This is a genomic window from Amycolatopsis sp. WQ 127309 (assembly GCF_023023025.1).
In the GTDB taxonomy this organism is placed as follows: domain Bacteria; phylum Actinomycetota; class Actinomycetes; order Mycobacteriales; family Pseudonocardiaceae; genus Amycolatopsis.
The window spans coordinates 10038593-10054071 of the sequence record NZ_CP095481.1 but is presented as its reverse complement, the minus strand read 5'-3'; the positions used below and the strand labels follow the sequence as shown (position 1 = coordinate 10054071).

The window sequence follows — 15479 nt, the reverse complement described above, 5'->3', positions numbered from 1 at the left end:
GTCTGCTCAGCCACTGGGCGCCTGCAAGTTGCACACCCACCCGGCCGCAGCGCGCCTGCTCAGCCGGGCTGGTTCGGTTCCTGCCGCTATGGGCAGCCCGGCCGGCCGTTGGACCCGCCGCAGTGCCGTTCGGTCCGCCGCCGTGCGCTGGCCGACCGGATCGCTGCCCGACCGGATCGCTGGCCGACCGGATCGCTGGCCGACCGGATCGCTGGCCGACCGGATCGCTGGCCGACCGGATCGCTGGCCGACCGGATCGCTGGCCGACCGGATCGCTGCCCGACCGGATCGCTGCCCGACCCAATCGCTGGCCGACCCAATCGCTGGCCGACCGGATCGCTGGCCGACCGGATCGCTGGCCGACCGGATCGCTGGCCGACCGGATCGCTGGCCGACCGGATCGCTGGCCGACCGGATCGCTGGCCGACCGGATCGCTGCCCGACCCAATCGCTGCCCGACCCAATCGCTGGCCGACCGGATCGCTGGCCGACCGGATCGCTGGCCGACCGGATCGCTGCCCGACCCAATCGCTGCCCGACCCAATCGCTGGCCGACCGGATCGCTGCCCGACCGGATCGCTGGCCGACCGGATCGCTGGCCGACCCGATCGCTCGCCGGCTCAGGCGCTCGCACCCGCGCGATCGGGCTAGTTCGGTCCGCCGGGAGTGCTAGCCGACCCAAGCGCCCGCCAACGCAAGCTCTCGCCCGCCAGCGGCCGGGCGCCGCTACAGTCGCTGCGACACCTCAGCCGCCGCCGGTCCGCGCGACCGCCCCGGCCACGCTCAAGCGCCGCGGCCGGTGGTCTGTTGCAGCTCGTCGATGCGCTTGGAGGCCTCGGCCTTCGTCAGGTCCTCCGGCACCTCCTGACCCGCCTCCTGGGCGAGCGTCTGCAGGTAGGACTTCTGCGGCCCGGTCATCGGCTCGTCGCCGGTGGTCCAGTCGCTCGGGTCCTTCTCCGGGTTGGGTTCCGGCTGTTCGGTCATCACCACTCCATTCGAACGTCTGTTCGCCTGAGTCCGACTGTAACCCAGAGCCCCGACAGTTTCCGTGCACGTCCCCGCGGAGGAGTTTCCCCGCGAATCCCGTCCGGAAACGCGAAATCCGTCCACGGTGGCGTAAACACCACTGTGGACGGATTCCGCGAAACGTCAGGCCGTCGGGCGGGTCGCTCCGGCGTACTCGCTCATCAGCGGGGAGATCTTGACCACGTCACCACTGGTGGGGGCGTGGACCATCTTTCCGTCGCCGATGTACATCCCGATGTGCGATACCGGGGAGTAGTAGGCGACCAGGTCGCCCGGCTGCAGCTGGTCGCGCGACACCGACGTGCCGAAGCCCGCCTGCGCCGCCGAGTTGCGCGGCAGGGTGATGCCGGCCTGCTTGTAGGCCCACTGCATCAGGCCCGAGCAGTCGAACGTGCTCGGTCCGGTCGCGCCCCAGACGTAGGCGCTGCCCAGCTTGCTCAGCGCCGCGTTGACCGCGGTCTGGGCGGCCCCGGTCGCCGCCTTGACGGTGGGGGCCTTGCCGCCGGTGTCCTTCTGCGCGGCCTTGTCGGCCGTGCTGAGGGTCTTGCTCTGCGCCTCGATCTGGTCGATCTGGGTCTGCAGGTTCTTCTTCTTGCCCTCGATGTCCGAGGTCAGCTTGGCCGCCGCGTCGCGGGCGTCGGTCGCCTTCTTCGCGGCGTCCGTCGCCGTCTTCTCGGCGGTCTTGGCCTTCTCGGCCGCGCCGCTGAGGTTGTCCATCGCGGAGTTCTTGTCGGTCGCGATGACCTCGAGGGCCGACGAGCGGTCCAGGAAGTCCTGCGTCGACGTGCCGGCCAGCAGCGCGGACAGCTTGTTGAGCTGGACGCCGCTGGTGAACGACGCGTTGGCGAACTTGTCCACCTGGGACTGGTACTTCTGCTTCGCGTCGGCGGCCTCGGCGCCCGCGGTCTTCGCCGCGTCGACGTCGGTGGTGGCCTTGTCGAGCTCACCCTGCTTGGTGGTGAGGTCGGCCTGGGCCTTGAGCAGGTCTTCGTTGAGCTTCTCGGCCTGCGCCGCGAGGTCGCGGTACTTGGCCAGGGCCTCCGACCCGGTGGGCGGAGCCTGGAGAACGGGGATCGGGGCGGCGGTGGCCGCGGGGTCCGCGACGGTGATCACTGCGATCACCGCGGCGGCCGCGAGGGCACCTGACACCACGCGCTTGACGGGATGCGAATGCACGGTCGCGCGGGTCTCCTTTGCTGTTCGGCCGCCGGTCGGGACCGGGGCGGCGAGTCGGGGGCCTCGTCCGCACTGCCCCGTCACGGTGCGCGCTCTCCCGCAACAGGTGAGCCACGCGGTGTGGGGGTCCGGTACCCGGCAGGGGGGTATCGGCGGCGATCTCGCGTAGCCACCTGTCGGCGGCGCGGGGCCGCGAGATCTCGAACAGGTTACGAAAAGAACACGGGAGAGTCCAGGGGGTTCGCGTCGGAACTCTCCGTGACGGCCGGAATCATCGCTGGACCAGGCGCGCTGCGAAAACTTGTGTCCGGCCTGACAGGCCGTGACGGCGTTGCTTACCCTACCCCCCTAGGGTATATCTGGGGCATGAGCACCATCGCAGCGAAGTTTTCCGCCTACGGCGCGGCGCTCGTCCTGGTCGCCGGGGGAGCCTGGGCGCTCGGGACCGCCGCCGGTCCCTTCCCCCAGGCCGAGGCCCACGGCGACATCCACAGCGACACCCACAGCGACACCCACGGCGAAGCCGTCGTCGGCCTGCCCGGCGGCCTCGCCTCGGCCCTGGACGGCTACACCCTGACGCCCGCCACCACGACACTCACGCCGGGCGTGGCCACCCGCTTCACGTTCCGGATCACCGGCCCTGACGGCGTCCGCGTGACCGCGTTCGACGTCGAGCACGAGAAGCGGCTCCACTTCATCGTCGTCCGCCGGGACACCGCCGGTTACCAGCACCTGCACCCCGACCTGGGCGCCGACGGCACGTGGACCGTGCCGCTCACCGTCGCCGATGCGGGCAGCTACCGCGCCTTCGCCGACTTCACGCCTTCGGGCGCGAAGCCGCTGACGCTCGGCGTAGACCTCGTCGCGCCGGGGGTGTTCCAGCCGGTCGAGCCCCCGGAGACGCGCGTCGCGGACGTCGACGGCCACCACGTCCGGCTCGACGGCGACCTCGTCGCCGGGCGGGCGTCCCGGCTGACGGCGACCGTCACCGAGGACGGCCGTCCGGTCACCGACCTGCAGCCCTACCTGGGCGCGGCCGGCCACCTCGTCGCGCTGCGCGGCGGCGACCTGGCGTACCTGCACGTCCACCCGGCCGGGCCCGGGCTCACCTTCGTGGCCGAGGTGCCGTCGGCCGGTACCTACCGGCTGTTCCTGGACTTCCGCCACGGCAACGTCGTCCGCACCGCCGCGTTCACCGTCACCACCGGAACGGGGGTACCGCGATGACCGTCGACCTCGCGATCACCGGCATGACCTGCGCGTCCTGCGCGATGCGGATCGAACGCAAGCTCAACAAGCTGGCCGGCGTCACCGCGACCGTCAACTACGCCACGGCGAAGGCGAAAGTCGCCTACTCCGGCGACGTCGAGCCGAAAGACCTGGTGGCGCAAGTCGAAGCGGCGGGCTACCGCGCGAAACTGCCCGCCGACGAGCCACCGGCGGCAGTCGAAGACGACGGCACCCGGACCTTGCGGCAACGGCTCGTCGTCTCGGCCGTGCTCGCCGTACCGGTGATCCTGCTGGCGATGGTGCCCGCGTGGCAGTTCACCTACTGGCAGTGGATTTCGCTCACCCTCGCCGCGCCGGTGCTGGTGTGGGGCGCGTGGCCGTTCCACCGCGCCGCGTTCGCCAACCTGCGCCACGGCGCCGCCACGATGGACACGCTCATCTCGCTGGGCACGCTCGCCGCGCTCGGCTGGTCGCTGTACGCGCTGCTGTTCGGCACCGCGGGCACCCCCGGCCTGCGGCACCCGTTCGAGCTCACCGTCGAGCGGATGTCCGGCGACGGCGCGATCTACCTCGAGGTCGCCGCCGGCGTCACGACGTTCATCCTGGCCGGGCGCTACTTCGAGGCCCGCGCCAAGCGACGCGCCGGTGCCGCGCTGCGGGCGCTGCTCGACCTCGGCGCCAAGGACGTCGCCGTCCTGCGCGACGGCCGTGAGCTGCGGATCCCGGTCGGCGAGCTGGCCGTCGGCGATCGGTTCGTCGTACGACCGGGGGAGAAGGTGGCCACCGACGGCGTCGTCGAGGACGGCGGGTCCGCGATCGACGCGAGCCTGCTGACCGGCGAGAGCGTGCCGGTCGAGGTCGGGCCGGGCGACGCCGTGGCGGGCGCGACGGTCAACGTCGGCGGCCGGCTCGTCGTCCGGGCCACGAAGGTCGGCGCCGACACGCAGCTGGCGCGGACCGCGCGGCTCGTGGAGGCGGCGCAGACCGGGAAAGCACAGGTCCAGCGGCTCGCGGACCGCGTCTCGGCGGTGTTCGTCCCGATCGTCATCGCGCTGGCCGTGGCGACGCTCGCCTTCTGGCTCGGCGCGGGCGGGACGCCGTCGGCCGCGTTCACCGCCGCGGTCGCGGTGCTGATCATCGCCTGCCCGTGCGCGCTGGGCCTGGCCACGCCGACGGCGCTGCTGGTCGGCACCGGCCGCGGCGCCCAGCTCGGGATCCTGATCAAGGGCCCGGAGGTGCTGGAGTCGACCCGGCGCGTCGACACCGTCGTGCTGGACAAGACCGGCACGGTGACGACCGGCCGGATGGCGCTGGTCGAGGGGGACGGCGAGGTGCTGCGGCTCGCGGGGGCCGTCGAGGCCGCGTCCGAGCACCCGGTGGCCCGCGCGATCGCGGCCGCCGCCCGGGAGCGGTTCGGCGCGCTGCCCGCGGTGTCGCAGTTCCGGAGCACGCCCGGGCTGGGCGTGACCGGCGTGGTCGAGGGCCGCACGGTGCGCGTCGGGCGAGCGGACGCCGCCGGGGCCGAGCTGACCACGGTCGCCGTGACCTGGGACGGCGAGGTCCGCGGCACGCTGGCCGTGGCCGACACCGTCAAGCCGACGTCGGCCGAGGCGGTCCGGCGGCTGCGCGGGCTCGGGCTGACGCCGATCCTGCTGACCGGCGACAGCGCCGTCGTCGCCCGCGCGGTGGCCGCGGCGGTCGGCATCGACCGGGTGATCGCCGAGGTGCTGCCGCACGACAAGGCCGCCGTCGTCGAGCGGCTCCAGGCGGACGGGCACGTGGTCGCCATGGCCGGCGACGGCGTCAACGACGCGGCCGCGCTCGCCCAGGCCGACCTGGGGCTGGCCATGGGCACCGGCACCGACGTCGCGATCGAGGCGGCCGACCTGACGCTCGTGCGCGGTGACCTGCGCGTGGCGGCCGACGCGATCCGGCTGGCGCGCCGGACGCTGCGGACGATCAAGGGCAACCTGTTCTGGGCGTTCGCCTACAACGTCGCCGCGCTGCCGCTCGCCGCCGCGGGCCTGCTGAACCCGATGATCGCCGGGGCGGCGATGGCCGTCAGCTCGGTCTTCGTCGTCACGAACAGCCTGCGTCTGCGCCGGTTTGAACAAGCACGGCCGAACAAGCACGGCCGGGTGGGCACGGATGGGTGATTGGAGCCCGTTTGTACGTCCCTTGTATCCGTTCGCGTGATCCTGATGGCGGCAGGGATTCCGACGAGTGGAGGACAGGGATGTTCACGAAGGCCGCCGTGTTGACGGCACTCACCGCCGCGACGCTCGCTGTGGCGGCGCCGGCCCAGGCCGCGCCCGCGGTCGCAGCCGCGCTGCCCACGGCGAACATGGAGGCCGTGCTCAAGGCGGCCCAGATCGACCCGCGCCGCGCCGACGACACCCAGACGCCGGGCGCGCATGCCGGCGTCCTGCTGGTCGAGCAGGCGTTGCAGGCGAAGGGGCTGCTGGACAGCAAGTACGTCGACGGCTACTTCGGCACGACGACGATCACGGCGTACTCGCAGTACCAGAAGTCGTTGGGCTACACCGGGATCGACGCTTCGGGCCTGCCCGGCAAGACGTCGCTGGAGAAGCTGGGCGCGAGCCGCTACACCGTGACGAGCGCGGTGTCCGCGGGCAGCCGCGTGGCCTACCGCGGAGTCACGATCAACACCCGCACCAAGGCGATGCTGCTGGCGGCGGAGAAGATCGCCGGCTTCACCGTCAGCCTGACCCAGGGTTCCTACAACCCGGGCGGGGTCGATGCTTCGGCCGGGACGCACGACGGCGGCGGCGCGATGGACATCTCGGTGTCCGGCATGTCGGCGGCGACCCGCACGACCCTGCTGAAGGCGCTGCGCAACGTCGGGTTCGCGGCCTGGTACCGCACGCCGGACCAGGGTTTCGCCTACCACATCCACGCGATGGCGATCTCCGACCCGGACCTCTCGTCGGGCGCGCAGCACCAGACGGGCGACTACTACCTGGGCAAGAACGGCCTGGCCGGCCGCGGCGCCGACGACGGCCCCTCGGTCACGAAGGTCACCTGGGAGGAGTACCAGCGCGGCTGACGTTGCGCTTGAAGTCCGTGAAGGCCCCCTTACCGGCCATAAGAGCCGGTAAGGGGGCCTTCACGGCGTTCGTGGTGGCACGGCCGGGCGCGGCGGTGGTTTGATCGTGGTGACGACGCAACACGGGGGTTGATCCGATGGCTGAGAAGGCGTTCCGGTTCGGTGTGGTCGCGGCGGCCCAGGAGGGCGGCGCGAAGTGGCGGGAGACCGCGCGCCGGGCCGAAGAGCTGGGGTACTCGACCCTGCTCTCGCCGGACAACCTGAACCTGCCGACCCCGACGGCGTCGCTCGCGACGGCCGCCGCCGTCACGACGACCCTGCGGGTGGGCTCGTTCGTGCTGGCCAGCCCGCTGCGCACGGCACGCGCGGCCGCCTGGGAAGCGCACAGCCTGACGGCGATGACCGACGGCCGGTTCGAGCTGGGCCTGGGCACCGGCCTGGCGTCGATGCGCCGGCAGGCCGAGGAGCTGGGCCTGCCCTACGGTACCGGCCAGGAGCGGCTCGACTCGATCTCCGAGACGATCGACCACGTCCGCCGCCTCGACGGTGACGTGCACACGCCGGTGATGCTCGCCGCGGGCGGTCCCAAGGCCCGTCGGCTCGCCGCGGCGAAGGCCGACATCGTCACCCTCGCCGGGGGTGTGCTGACCACCCGCGACGAGTTCGCGTCGCACGTCGAGGAGATCCGGACCGCGGCCGACGGCCGGGACATCGAGCTGGCCATGAACATCTTCGTCGTCGGCGAGGTCGTCCCGCCGTGGATCCGCGGGTTCATCGGCGTCGACGCCGCGACGCTCATCGAGCACGACTCGCTGACCATGCTGCGCGGCGGCGTCGACGACATGGCGGGTGAGCTGGAACGCCGTCGCGACGAGCTCGGCGTCTCCTACGTCAGCGTCAACAGCGCCTTCATCGAGGAGTTCGCGCCGCTGGTGGCGCTGCTGACGGGGAAGTGAGCGTCGCCGGGTCGGTGTTGGCGCCGCAGAGCAGGACGGCGACGCGCTCGCCGGGCGCGGGCACGTAGGCGCCGCTGAGCAACGCGGCGTAGGCCGTGGCCCCGCCCGCTTCGACGGCGAGGCGGTAGCGGTCCCACAGCGTCGTCCGGGCTTCGGCGATCGCGGCGTCCCCGACCAGCACCGACCCCGCGCCCGTGCGGGTGGCGACCGCGAAGGCGATGTCCCCGAGCCGGGACGCGCCGAGTGAGTCGGCGGCCAGGCCGGACACCTCGACCTGGACCGGCTCACCGGCTTCGAGAGCCGCGTGGAGGGTCGGGATCGTGCGCGGCTCGACGCCGACCACGCGCGCGCGGCCCTCGACCGCCGCGGCGATGCCGGCCAGGAGCCCGCCGCCGCCGACCGCGACCAGGATCGTGTCGAGCCCGTCCACCTGCTCCAGCAGTTCCAGGCCGACCGTGCCCTGGCCGGCGCAGATCTCCGGCTGGTCGTAGGCGTGGCAGAACAACGCGCCGCTGTCGGCCGCGTGCTTCACCGCCGCGTCGTAGGCGTCGGCGTACTTGTCGCCGACGAGCTCGACGGCCGCGCCGAGCGCGTGCAGCTTCGCCACCTTGACCGCGGGCGCGGTGGTGGGGACGAAAACCCTTGCGGGCACACCGAATTCGTGGGCCGCGTGGGCGACGGCGAGGCCCGCGTTGCCGCCCGACGCGGCGACCACCCCGGCCGCCGCGATGTCACCGGCCGCCAAGATCCGGTTGAACGCGCCGCGGGCCTTGAACGACCCGGTGTGCTGCAGGTGTTCCAGCTTGAACCACACGCCGTCGGCCGTGAAGACCGGCGTCCGGCGGACCCGGCCGTGGATCCGGGTGGCGGCGCGTTCGACGTCCGAAGTGCTGATCATGACCTCAGCATGCGCGCGCCCGGCCGTAAGCACCAGCGGCGTCTCCTATGCTGGCGTTAGCAACGCTTACGGCTGGAGGCTCCCGTGCTCGACGCCCACCGCCTGGCCCTGCTCGCCGAGGTCGCCCACGCCGGGTCCATCGCCGGTGCGGCACAACGGCTTTCGTTCACGCCGTCCGCCGTCTCGCAGCAGCTGGCCAAGCTCGAACGCGACGTCGGCGCACCGTTGGTGCACCGCAACCCGCGCGGCGTCACGCTCACCGCCGTCGGCGAAGCTCTGCTGACGCACGCCGAGACGATCGTCGGGGAGCTGCTGACCGCCGAGCGGACCGTGCGGGCGCTGCTCGGCGAGGAACCGGCGCAGCTGACCGTCGGCACGTTCGCCAGCGCGGGCGCGACGCTCGTCCCGGCCGCGCTCGCGGGCTTCCGCGAGGCCCACCCGGCGGTCGCGCTGCGGCTGCTGGACCTGGAACCACCCGACGGCTACGGCCTGGTCAGCTCGCGCGAGCTGGATCTCCTGATCACCCACCACTATCCCGGCGCGGTGCTGCCCGACCCGCGTGGGCTGGAACGCTCGTTGCTGCGCTCGGAGCGGTTCCGCCTGATCCTCCCGGTGGGCCACGCGAAAGCGGCCGTCCGCCGCCTCACCCTGCGCGGGCTCGCGGGGGAGGACTGGATCTCGGGCAGCCCCGGCGTGCCCAACCGGGTGTGCCTCGAACAGCTCGCGGACGCCGCCGGGGTCCGGCTGCGCGTTGCCCACGAAAGCCGCGACTACCAGGTGATCCTGGCGCTGGTCGAGGCCGGGCTGGGGATCGCGTTCGTCCCGGAGAGCGTGCTGGAACGCGCCGGCGGCGCCCGGATCGAGGTCCGGGACGCGGCCGACGCCCACCCGGCCCGCGACGTCTTCCTGGTGCACCACAAGCGCCCGGGCCGGCTGGTGACGGAGATGGCGGACCGGCTCCGGGCGTGAGTCAGCGGCGTCGCAGCCTCGGGTCCTCGATCGCCGGCGCCGCCGCCCGGTAGTTGTCGTACCGGTTGACCTCGGTGCCGGGCGGGACGATCTCGTCGATCAGGTCGAGCACGTCACCGGGCAGCGGGCCCTGCGCGACCAGCAGGTCGTCGAGCTGCTCCGGCGTACGCGGGCCGATCAGCACCGACGTCACGGCCGGGTGGCTCAGCACGAACCGCACCGCGAGGTGCGCCAGCGGCAGGCCCGCGTCGCCGGCGAGCTTCCGCAGCCGCTCGACGGTTTCGGCCCGCGCGCGGTTCTCCGGGACGGCGAGGTCGAACACCTCGGGGGCCATGCCGGCGCGGTGGCTGCGCGCCGGGTCGCGGTCGGTCAGCCAGCCGCTGGACAGCGGCCCGTAGGTCAGGACGCCCATGCCGTGGTGCTGGGCCGTCGGCAGGACGTCGTTCTCGATGATCCGGGTGAGCATCGAGTACCGCGGCTGCTCGGTGCGGAACCGGTGGTGCCCGCCGCGCCGCGCGGCCCACTGCGCCTCGACCATCAGCTCGGCCGGGAACGTCGAGGACCCGATCACGCGCACCTTGCCCGCGCGGACCAGATCGGACAGCGCGCCCAGCGTCTCGTCGATGTCGGTCAGGTGGTCGGGGCGGTGCTGCTGGTAGAGGTCGATGTGGTCGGTGCCGAGCCGCGTCAGGCTGGCTTCGACGGCCCGCTTGATCCACCGCGGCGAGGCGCCGGCCCGGTTGGCGTCGGGACCCATCGGCATCGAGAACTTCGTCGCGAGCATGACGTCGTCACGACGGCCCTTGAGCGCCTCGCCGACGATCACCTCCGACTCGCCGTGGGAGTAGACGTCGGCCGTGTCGATGAAGTTGATCCCGGCGTCGAGCGCCGCGTGGATCATCCGCACCGATTCGGCGCGATCGGTGTTGCCCATCGCGCCCAGCATCATCGCGCCGAAGGCGAAGCGGCTGACGGAGATGCCCGTACCGCCCAGGATTTCGCGTTCCATCTCGGGTCTTCCTTCTCGGGAGCTGGTTCTGCTTCCAGCCAACCGCCGGCTCCGGCCGTTCGACGTCGCGAAAGGGGCATGGCTCGACCGGGGGTCCAGCAGACCCCCGCACGCGCGCGGCGCCCGATCTAGGCTGGCGGGATGAGCGAGGACAACCCGGAACTGCGGGACTTCCTGCGCGCCCGCCGGGCCCGGGTGACGCCGGGGGCCGCCGGGCTCCCGCCGGAACCCGGCGTGCGGCGCGTCCCCGGGCTGCGGCGGGAAGAGGTCGCGCGGCTGGCCGGGGTGAGCGTCGACTACTACGTCCGGCTCGAACGCGGCCGGAACCTGAACGTCTCGGAGTCGGTGCTCGACGCGATCGCGCGGGCGCTGCAGCTGGACGAAACCGAGCGGCGGCACCTGGTCGCGCTGGCCAAGCCGAGCCGCCGCCGGCCGCGGACCCCGGCACCCCAGCGCGTCCGCCCCGGGCTGCTGCGGATCCTGGAGACCCTGACCGACGTCCCGGCGATGGTCACCGGCCGGCGCCTGGACGTGCTGGCCGCCAACCGCCTGGCGAAGGCGCTGTACCGCGACTTCGACGCGCCGCCCCCGCGCGAGCGCAACATGGCCCGGTTCGTCTTCCTCGACCCGCTGGCCCGCGAGCTGTACGCGGACTGGGAGTCGTCGGCGCGCAGCGTGGTGGCGACGCTGCACCTGTACGCGGGCCGCAACCCCTACGACCCGGCCCTGGCCGAGCTGATCGGTGAACTGTCGGTGCGGGACCAGGATTTCCGCGTCTGGTGGGCGGATCACGACGTCTACCAGCGCACCCACGGCACGAAGCACTACCGGCACCCGGTGGTGGGGGATCTGATCCTGGGCTACGAGGCGCTGGCCCCGACGGGCGACCACGACCAGGTGCTGGGAGTCCACACGGTGGAGCCGGGCTCACCTTCGGAGGCGACGCTGAGGCTGCTGGCGAGCTGGACAGCGGAACCGGCGACGCCTTGAGCGTCAGCCGACCGGGCGCCAGCACCCGGTGAACAACGCCATCTCGACGCGGTCGGGTTCGCCGCCGTACTCGGTACGGCCGGCTTGCTCGGCGGCCCAGAGCAGGTAGTCACGCCAGGTGCCGGTCGACCACCCATGACTGAATCGCCGGGCGGCACCCGCCTCGGGCGGCAGCTGTGCCGCCACGACACTGTCGAGGATCAGCGGCTGGGGACCGCCGTGGCCGCGGCGATAGCCCGCGAAGTAGAGGATCTTGGTGAAGAACGCCGGGCCGAGTCCCTTGAGTTTCGCCGTGGTCCGCAACTGCTCGTAGCAATCGAGCAAGGTCGCGAGGGGGACGAGGTCGGCGCGCAGGCCGGCCAGGGCGGTGTCGAGGTGATCGGCGGCCTGCTCGTGGCGAAGGATCTTGTTCGTTCGATGCGGGCCATAGCCGCGAATCCCGTAGCCCCAGGCCAGCACGCCGGCCGCGAACTGCACGCTCGCCACCTCCCCCGATCGCCAGCGCTGGGCGAGGGCGAACACGTCGGCGCGCCACACCTGCCCGCTGAGGGCGAACTCGTCAGGCCAAGCACCGGACGGGAGCCGTGCAGCCCATCGGGAGGGGTCGACCGTGATCGCTTTTGGTTTGCCAGACAGTGCGAGGTTCGACATGTGCATGAGGTCGCTCGCCGCGGCGGCACTGTTTCGGCAGGGCGCCTCGAGCGTCAGCCGACCGGGCGTAGGGCGGTGGTGAAGCGGGCCGAGGCCTCGCTCAGTGCGTCCAGGCAGGCCCGGACCGCGCCGTGGTCCTCCTCGCCCGCCCGGCAGATCGCGTAGATCGTGCGGGTCAGGGCCGGGCGGGTCGTCAGGATGCGGACGCCTTCCGGGAGCCGCTCGCGGGCCAGGCGGGGGACCAGGGCCGCGCCGAGGTTGCCCGCCACCAGGGCCAGCTGGGTCGGGTAACTGCCCACCGTGCAGCTGATCCGCGGGTCCAGCCCCTGCTTGCGCAGGACCTGGACCAGCCAGTCGTGGCAGCCGGAGCCGGCGCTCCAGCCGATCCACGGCAGGTCGTCCACTTCGGACAGATCCACGGCCTTGCGGTGCGCCAGGCGGTGGCCGGCCGGCAGGGCCAGGTCCGCGACGTCGGAGAACAACGCGATCCTCGTCGTCTCCGGCGGGAGGACCGTCGGGCGGTCCGCCCAGCTCTCCAGCACCGCGACGTCGAGGTCGCCGGCCAGGACGCGGGGCATCGTCTGCTCGGCCTCGCCCTCGTGCAGCGTCACCTCCAGCCGCGGGTGCTGCACGGCCAGCGTCGCCAGCGCGGGCGGCAGCAGCGCGTGCACGGTCGTCGGGATCGCGCCGACCCGCAGCGGCCCGATGACGTCCTCGCGCAGCAGCTCCAGGTCGGTTTTCGCCTCGGCGACCTGCGCGAGGATCCGCTCGGCGTGCCCGGCCAGCACCTGGCCCGCCTTCGTCAGCCGGACGCCGCGGCCGCGGGACTCCAGCAGCGGTTGCCCGGCCTCCCGTTCCAGCTTCGCCAGCTGCTGGGAGACGCCCGAGGGCGTGACGTGCAGGGACGCGGCCGCCGCGGCGACCGAGCCCTGGGTGGCGAGGGCGTGCAGCGCCCGCATCCGCTCGAGTCCGAACACGGTAGTGATGCTACCGGATTCCGCGCAGAAACATTCGCTTGTTCTTGACAGTCGAGACGCCCACGCTGGAGGGGTGACCACGACCGCGCCCCGCCCCGTCAAGACGACCTTCACCCAGCGCGTCGACCCCCGCCTGCTCGCGGCGCTCGGCAGCTTCTGCATCGCGCTGTCGTCGGTCTTCATCAAGGTCTCGCACACCAGCGGCGCCACCAGCGCGTTCTGGCGGTGCCTGCTCTCGCTGCCGGTGCTGTTCGCGCTGGCCTGGTGGGAGCGGCGCAAGGCGGGCCCCGAGACCCGCCGCCGGGTGCTCTTCCCGCTGCTGGCCGGGGCCGGGCTGGGCCTGGACTTCGTGCTCTGGGGCGAGGCGATCCCGCGCGTCGGCGCCGGCATCGCGACGGTCCTGCTCGCGGTGCAGGTCGTGATCGTGCCCGTGCTGGCGTTCGCGTTCCTCGCCGAACGGCCGTCGAAGCGGTTCCTGGTGGCCGCGCCGGTCCTGCTCGGCGGGGTCGTGCTGGCCGGCGGCTTCGCCGGGACCGGCGCGTTCGGCCCCGACCCGGTCACCGGCGCCGTCGCCGCGCTGATCGCCGGCGCCGGGTACGCCGCCTACCTGTTCCTGATCCGGCTCAGCGGCGCCAAGGGGACGCAGTCGCACTCCCTGCTCCTGGCGACGCTCTCCGCCTGCGCCGTCGCCCTGGTGCTCGGCCTGCCGTCCGGCACGCTCGACTTCGCGCCGGGCTGGCCCTCGTTCGGGTGGCTGATCGCGCTCGCGCTCGTCGGCCAGCTGACGGGCTGGCTGCTGATCTCGGCCGCGCTGCCGCGGATGTCGGCCACCTCCGGCGCGACACTCATGCTGCTCCAGCCGGTCGGCGCGGTGCTGCTGAGCATCGGGCTGCTCGGCGAGTCACCCGGCGTGCTCCAGCTGGTCGGCTGCGCGGCCGTGCTCGGCGCCGTCTGCTTCGCGGGCACCGCGCGACCTGCGGGGCGGCGCCGTCGCGACTAGCGTCACCGGTATGCGAGTGCTGGTAGCGGGAGCGTCGGGGTTCGTCGGCAGCCGGTTGTGCCCGGCACTCGACGAAGCCGGGCACACCGTGCTCGCGATGACGCGCAGACCCGAGGACTACCACGGCGCCGGCGAACCCGTCCGCGGCGACGTCGCCGACGTCGGTTCCCTGCGCGACGCGCTCAAGGGCGCCGACGCCGCGTACTACCTGGTCCACTCGCTCGACAGCTCGGACTTCAAGCGCCGCGACTCCGAGGCGGCGCGCGCCTTCGCCCGGGCCGCGGCGGACGCCGGGATCGGCCGGATCGTCTACCTCGGCGGGCTCGGGGACGACGACGGCACGCTCTCGGAGCACCTCGCCAGCCGTCGCGAGGTCGAAGAGCTGCTGGGCGAGACCGGCGTGCCGGTCACCGTGCTGCGCGCCGGGATCGTGATCGGGCACGGCGGCACGTCGTGGGAGCTGACCCGCCAGCTCGTCGAGCACCTGCCGGCGATGGTCACCCCGCGCTGGGTCGGCACCCGCACCCAGCCGATCGCGATCGACGACGTCGTCCGCTACCTGGTCGGTGTGCTCGACCACGCCGACGCCGCGGGCCGCGCGTTCGACATCGGCGGCCCGGACGTCCTGGCCTACCGGGAAATGCTGCAGCGCGTCGCCGCGATCGAAGGCCGGCCGCTGGTGATCGTGCCCGTCCCGCTGCTTTCGCCGCGGCTCTCGTCGTACTGGCTCTCCCTGGTCACCGACATCGACGTGCAGACCGGGCGCTCGCTGATCGACTCGATGACCAACGAGGTCGTCGTCCGCGACGACAGCATCCGCAAGATCGTCGAGTTCGAGCCGATGAGCTACGACGACGCCGTGCTCCAGGCCCTCGGCGAGCGCGCGAAGAGCCGGCGGGCCGGATGAAGCGACGGTTCCTGACCGCCGTGACGGCCGCCGGGACCGGGCTGCTCGGCGCGTCCCTGTCCAGCCCGCCCGGGTCACTCCGCTTCTACGGCCTCACCGCGGGCGTCGCCACGACCTGGCTCGCGGGCGCGCGGGCGGCCGGGCCGGTGCGCCGGGGCCGCCGCGACGTCGTGCAGCCGGTGCTGGCCGGCGCGGGCGCGTTCGGCGTGTTCTACGGCTGCGCGCTGGTGTCGCGGCACATTCCGCCGCTGCGCCGCGCGATCGCCGGCGTGCTCGACTACGCCCACCGCGGCTCGACGACGTCGGTGGTGGCGACGACGCTCCTGACCGGCGCGGCCGAAGAGGTCTTCTTCCGCGGCGCGCTCTACGACGCCGCGGGCGCGCGCCGCTCCACCGCGATCTACGTGCTCTCCACCTGCGCGACCCGCAACCCCGCGCTCGTCCTGGCGTCCGCGGTGATGGGGTCGCTGTTCGCGTGGCAGCGCCACCGCGGCGACGGCGTCCAGGCGCCGGTGCTGACGCACGTGGTCTGGTCCGCGCTGATGCTCGCGGTCATGCCGCGCCTGTTCGGCTCCCCGTCGGAGATTGTCCGGAACGAGCCAGAAGTTGTCTGAACCCTTCTG

Annotated in this window: 16 protein-coding genes; 10 read left to right on the top strand and 6 right to left on the bottom strand. The window is 73.0% G+C overall.

What is annotated here, in order from left to right; genetic code table 11:
- Nucleotides 1–142 precede the first annotated feature (142 nt).
- Entirely contained in the window at nucleotides 143–673 is a 531-nt protein-coding gene (locus tag MUY22_RS44195; RefSeq protein WP_247053673.1) for a hypothetical protein, read from the top strand.
- 110 nt (nucleotides 674–783) lie between these two features.
- On the opposite strand, the gene MUY22_RS44190 is transcribed toward MUY22_RS44195, so the two are convergent.
- Both MUY22_RS44190 and MUY22_RS44185 read right to left on the bottom strand, forming a co-directional pair.
- Nucleotides 784–984: a DUF3072 domain-containing protein gene (locus tag MUY22_RS44190; protein ID WP_247053671.1), complete on the bottom strand. Its 201-nt coding sequence runs from the start codon at nucleotides 982–984 to the stop codon at nucleotides 784–786.
- A 165-nt stretch (nucleotides 985–1149) separates the two neighbouring features.
- On the bottom strand, nucleotides 1150–2202 hold the full coding sequence (locus tag MUY22_RS44185) for an NlpC/P60 family protein (RefSeq protein ID WP_247053669.1): 1053 nt from the start codon (nucleotides 2200–2202) through the stop codon (nucleotides 1150–1152).
- 366 nt (nucleotides 2203–2568) lie between these two features.
- Between MUY22_RS44185 and MUY22_RS44180 the strand changes: the two genes are divergently transcribed.
- From MUY22_RS44180 to MUY22_RS44165, 4 genes are all read left to right on the top strand, one after another.
- Nucleotides 2569–3429 (top strand): hypothetical protein, encoded by an 861-nt coding sequence (locus MUY22_RS44180; protein WP_247053667.1) that lies wholly within the window; start codon nucleotides 2569–2571, stop codon nucleotides 3427–3429.
- Nucleotides 3426–5588 carry a cation-translocating P-type ATPase gene (locus MUY22_RS44175; RefSeq protein WP_247053665.1) on the top strand — a complete coding sequence of 721 codons (2163 nt, stop codon included), beginning with the start codon at nucleotides 3426–3428 and terminating at the stop codon, nucleotides 5586–5588. The genes MUY22_RS44180 and MUY22_RS44175 overlap by 4 nt, the downstream gene beginning before the upstream one ends.
- A gap of 80 nt (nucleotides 5589–5668) precedes the next feature.
- Nucleotides 5669–6499: a peptidoglycan-binding protein gene (locus tag MUY22_RS44170; protein WP_247053663.1), complete on the top strand. Its 831-nt coding sequence runs from the start codon at nucleotides 5669–5671 to the stop codon at nucleotides 6497–6499.
- 137 nt (nucleotides 6500–6636) lie between these two features.
- Nucleotides 6637–7455, top strand: coding sequence for an LLM class flavin-dependent oxidoreductase (locus MUY22_RS44165; RefSeq protein ID WP_247053661.1), 819 nt, complete (start codon nucleotides 6637–6639; stop codon nucleotides 7453–7455).
- On the opposite strand, the gene MUY22_RS44160 is transcribed toward MUY22_RS44165, so the two are convergent.
- The gene (locus MUY22_RS44160; protein ID WP_247053659.1) at nucleotides 7409–8353 is read right to left on the bottom strand and encodes a threonine/serine dehydratase; all 945 of its coding nucleotides are present in this window, start codon (nucleotides 8351–8353) and stop codon (nucleotides 7409–7411) included. The genes MUY22_RS44165 and MUY22_RS44160 overlap by 47 nt on opposite strands.
- A gap of 84 nt (nucleotides 8354–8437) precedes the next feature.
- Here MUY22_RS44160 and MUY22_RS44155 point away from each other — a divergent pair, with 84 nt between their 5' ends.
- A complete protein-coding gene (locus tag MUY22_RS44155) occupies nucleotides 8438–9322 on the top strand; it encodes a LysR family transcriptional regulator (RefSeq protein WP_247053657.1) in 885 nt (294 codons plus the stop codon).
- 1 nt (nucleotide 9323) lies between these two features.
- On the opposite strand, the gene MUY22_RS44150 is transcribed toward MUY22_RS44155, so the two are convergent.
- On the bottom strand, nucleotides 9324–10331 hold the full coding sequence (locus MUY22_RS44150; protein ID WP_247053655.1) for an aldo/keto reductase: 1008 nt from the start codon (nucleotides 10329–10331) through the stop codon (nucleotides 9324–9326).
- A gap of 141 nt (nucleotides 10332–10472) precedes the next feature.
- Here MUY22_RS44150 and MUY22_RS44145 point away from each other — a divergent pair, with 141 nt between their 5' ends.
- Complete coding sequence (locus MUY22_RS44145; protein ID WP_247053652.1) at nucleotides 10473–11321, top strand: helix-turn-helix transcriptional regulator; 849 nt, start codon at nucleotides 10473–10475, stop codon at nucleotides 11319–11321.
- Between the two features lie 3 nt (nucleotides 11322–11324).
- Here MUY22_RS44145 and MUY22_RS44140 read toward each other — a convergent pair whose 3' ends face one another.
- Nucleotides 11325–11972 (bottom strand): hypothetical protein, encoded by a 648-nt coding sequence (locus MUY22_RS44140; protein ID WP_247053650.1) that lies wholly within the window; start codon nucleotides 11970–11972, stop codon nucleotides 11325–11327.
- A 53-nt stretch (nucleotides 11973–12025) separates the two neighbouring features.
- On the bottom strand, nucleotides 12026–12949 hold the full coding sequence (locus tag MUY22_RS44135) for a LysR family transcriptional regulator (protein WP_247053648.1): 924 nt from the start codon (nucleotides 12947–12949) through the stop codon (nucleotides 12026–12028).
- A gap of 73 nt (nucleotides 12950–13022) precedes the next feature.
- Between MUY22_RS44135 and MUY22_RS44130 the strand changes: the two genes are divergently transcribed.
- Genes MUY22_RS44130 through MUY22_RS44120 form a run of 3 tightly spaced genes read left to right on the top strand, consistent with a single transcriptional unit; the run spans nucleotide 13023 to nucleotide 15470 of the window.
- Entirely contained in the window at nucleotides 13023–13949 is a 927-nt protein-coding gene (locus tag MUY22_RS44130; protein ID WP_247053646.1) for a DMT family transporter, read from the top strand.
- Between the two features lie 10 nt (nucleotides 13950–13959).
- A complete protein-coding gene (locus tag MUY22_RS44125; protein ID WP_247053644.1) occupies nucleotides 13960–14856 on the top strand; it encodes an NAD(P)H-binding protein in 897 nt (298 codons plus the stop codon).
- Nucleotides 14853–15470 (top strand): CPBP family intramembrane glutamic endopeptidase, encoded by a 618-nt coding sequence (locus MUY22_RS44120; RefSeq protein ID WP_247053642.1) that lies wholly within the window; start codon nucleotides 14853–14855, stop codon nucleotides 15468–15470. Before MUY22_RS44125 ends, MUY22_RS44120 begins: the two co-directional genes overlap by 4 nt.
- Nucleotides 15471–15479: the final 9 nt, after the last annotated feature.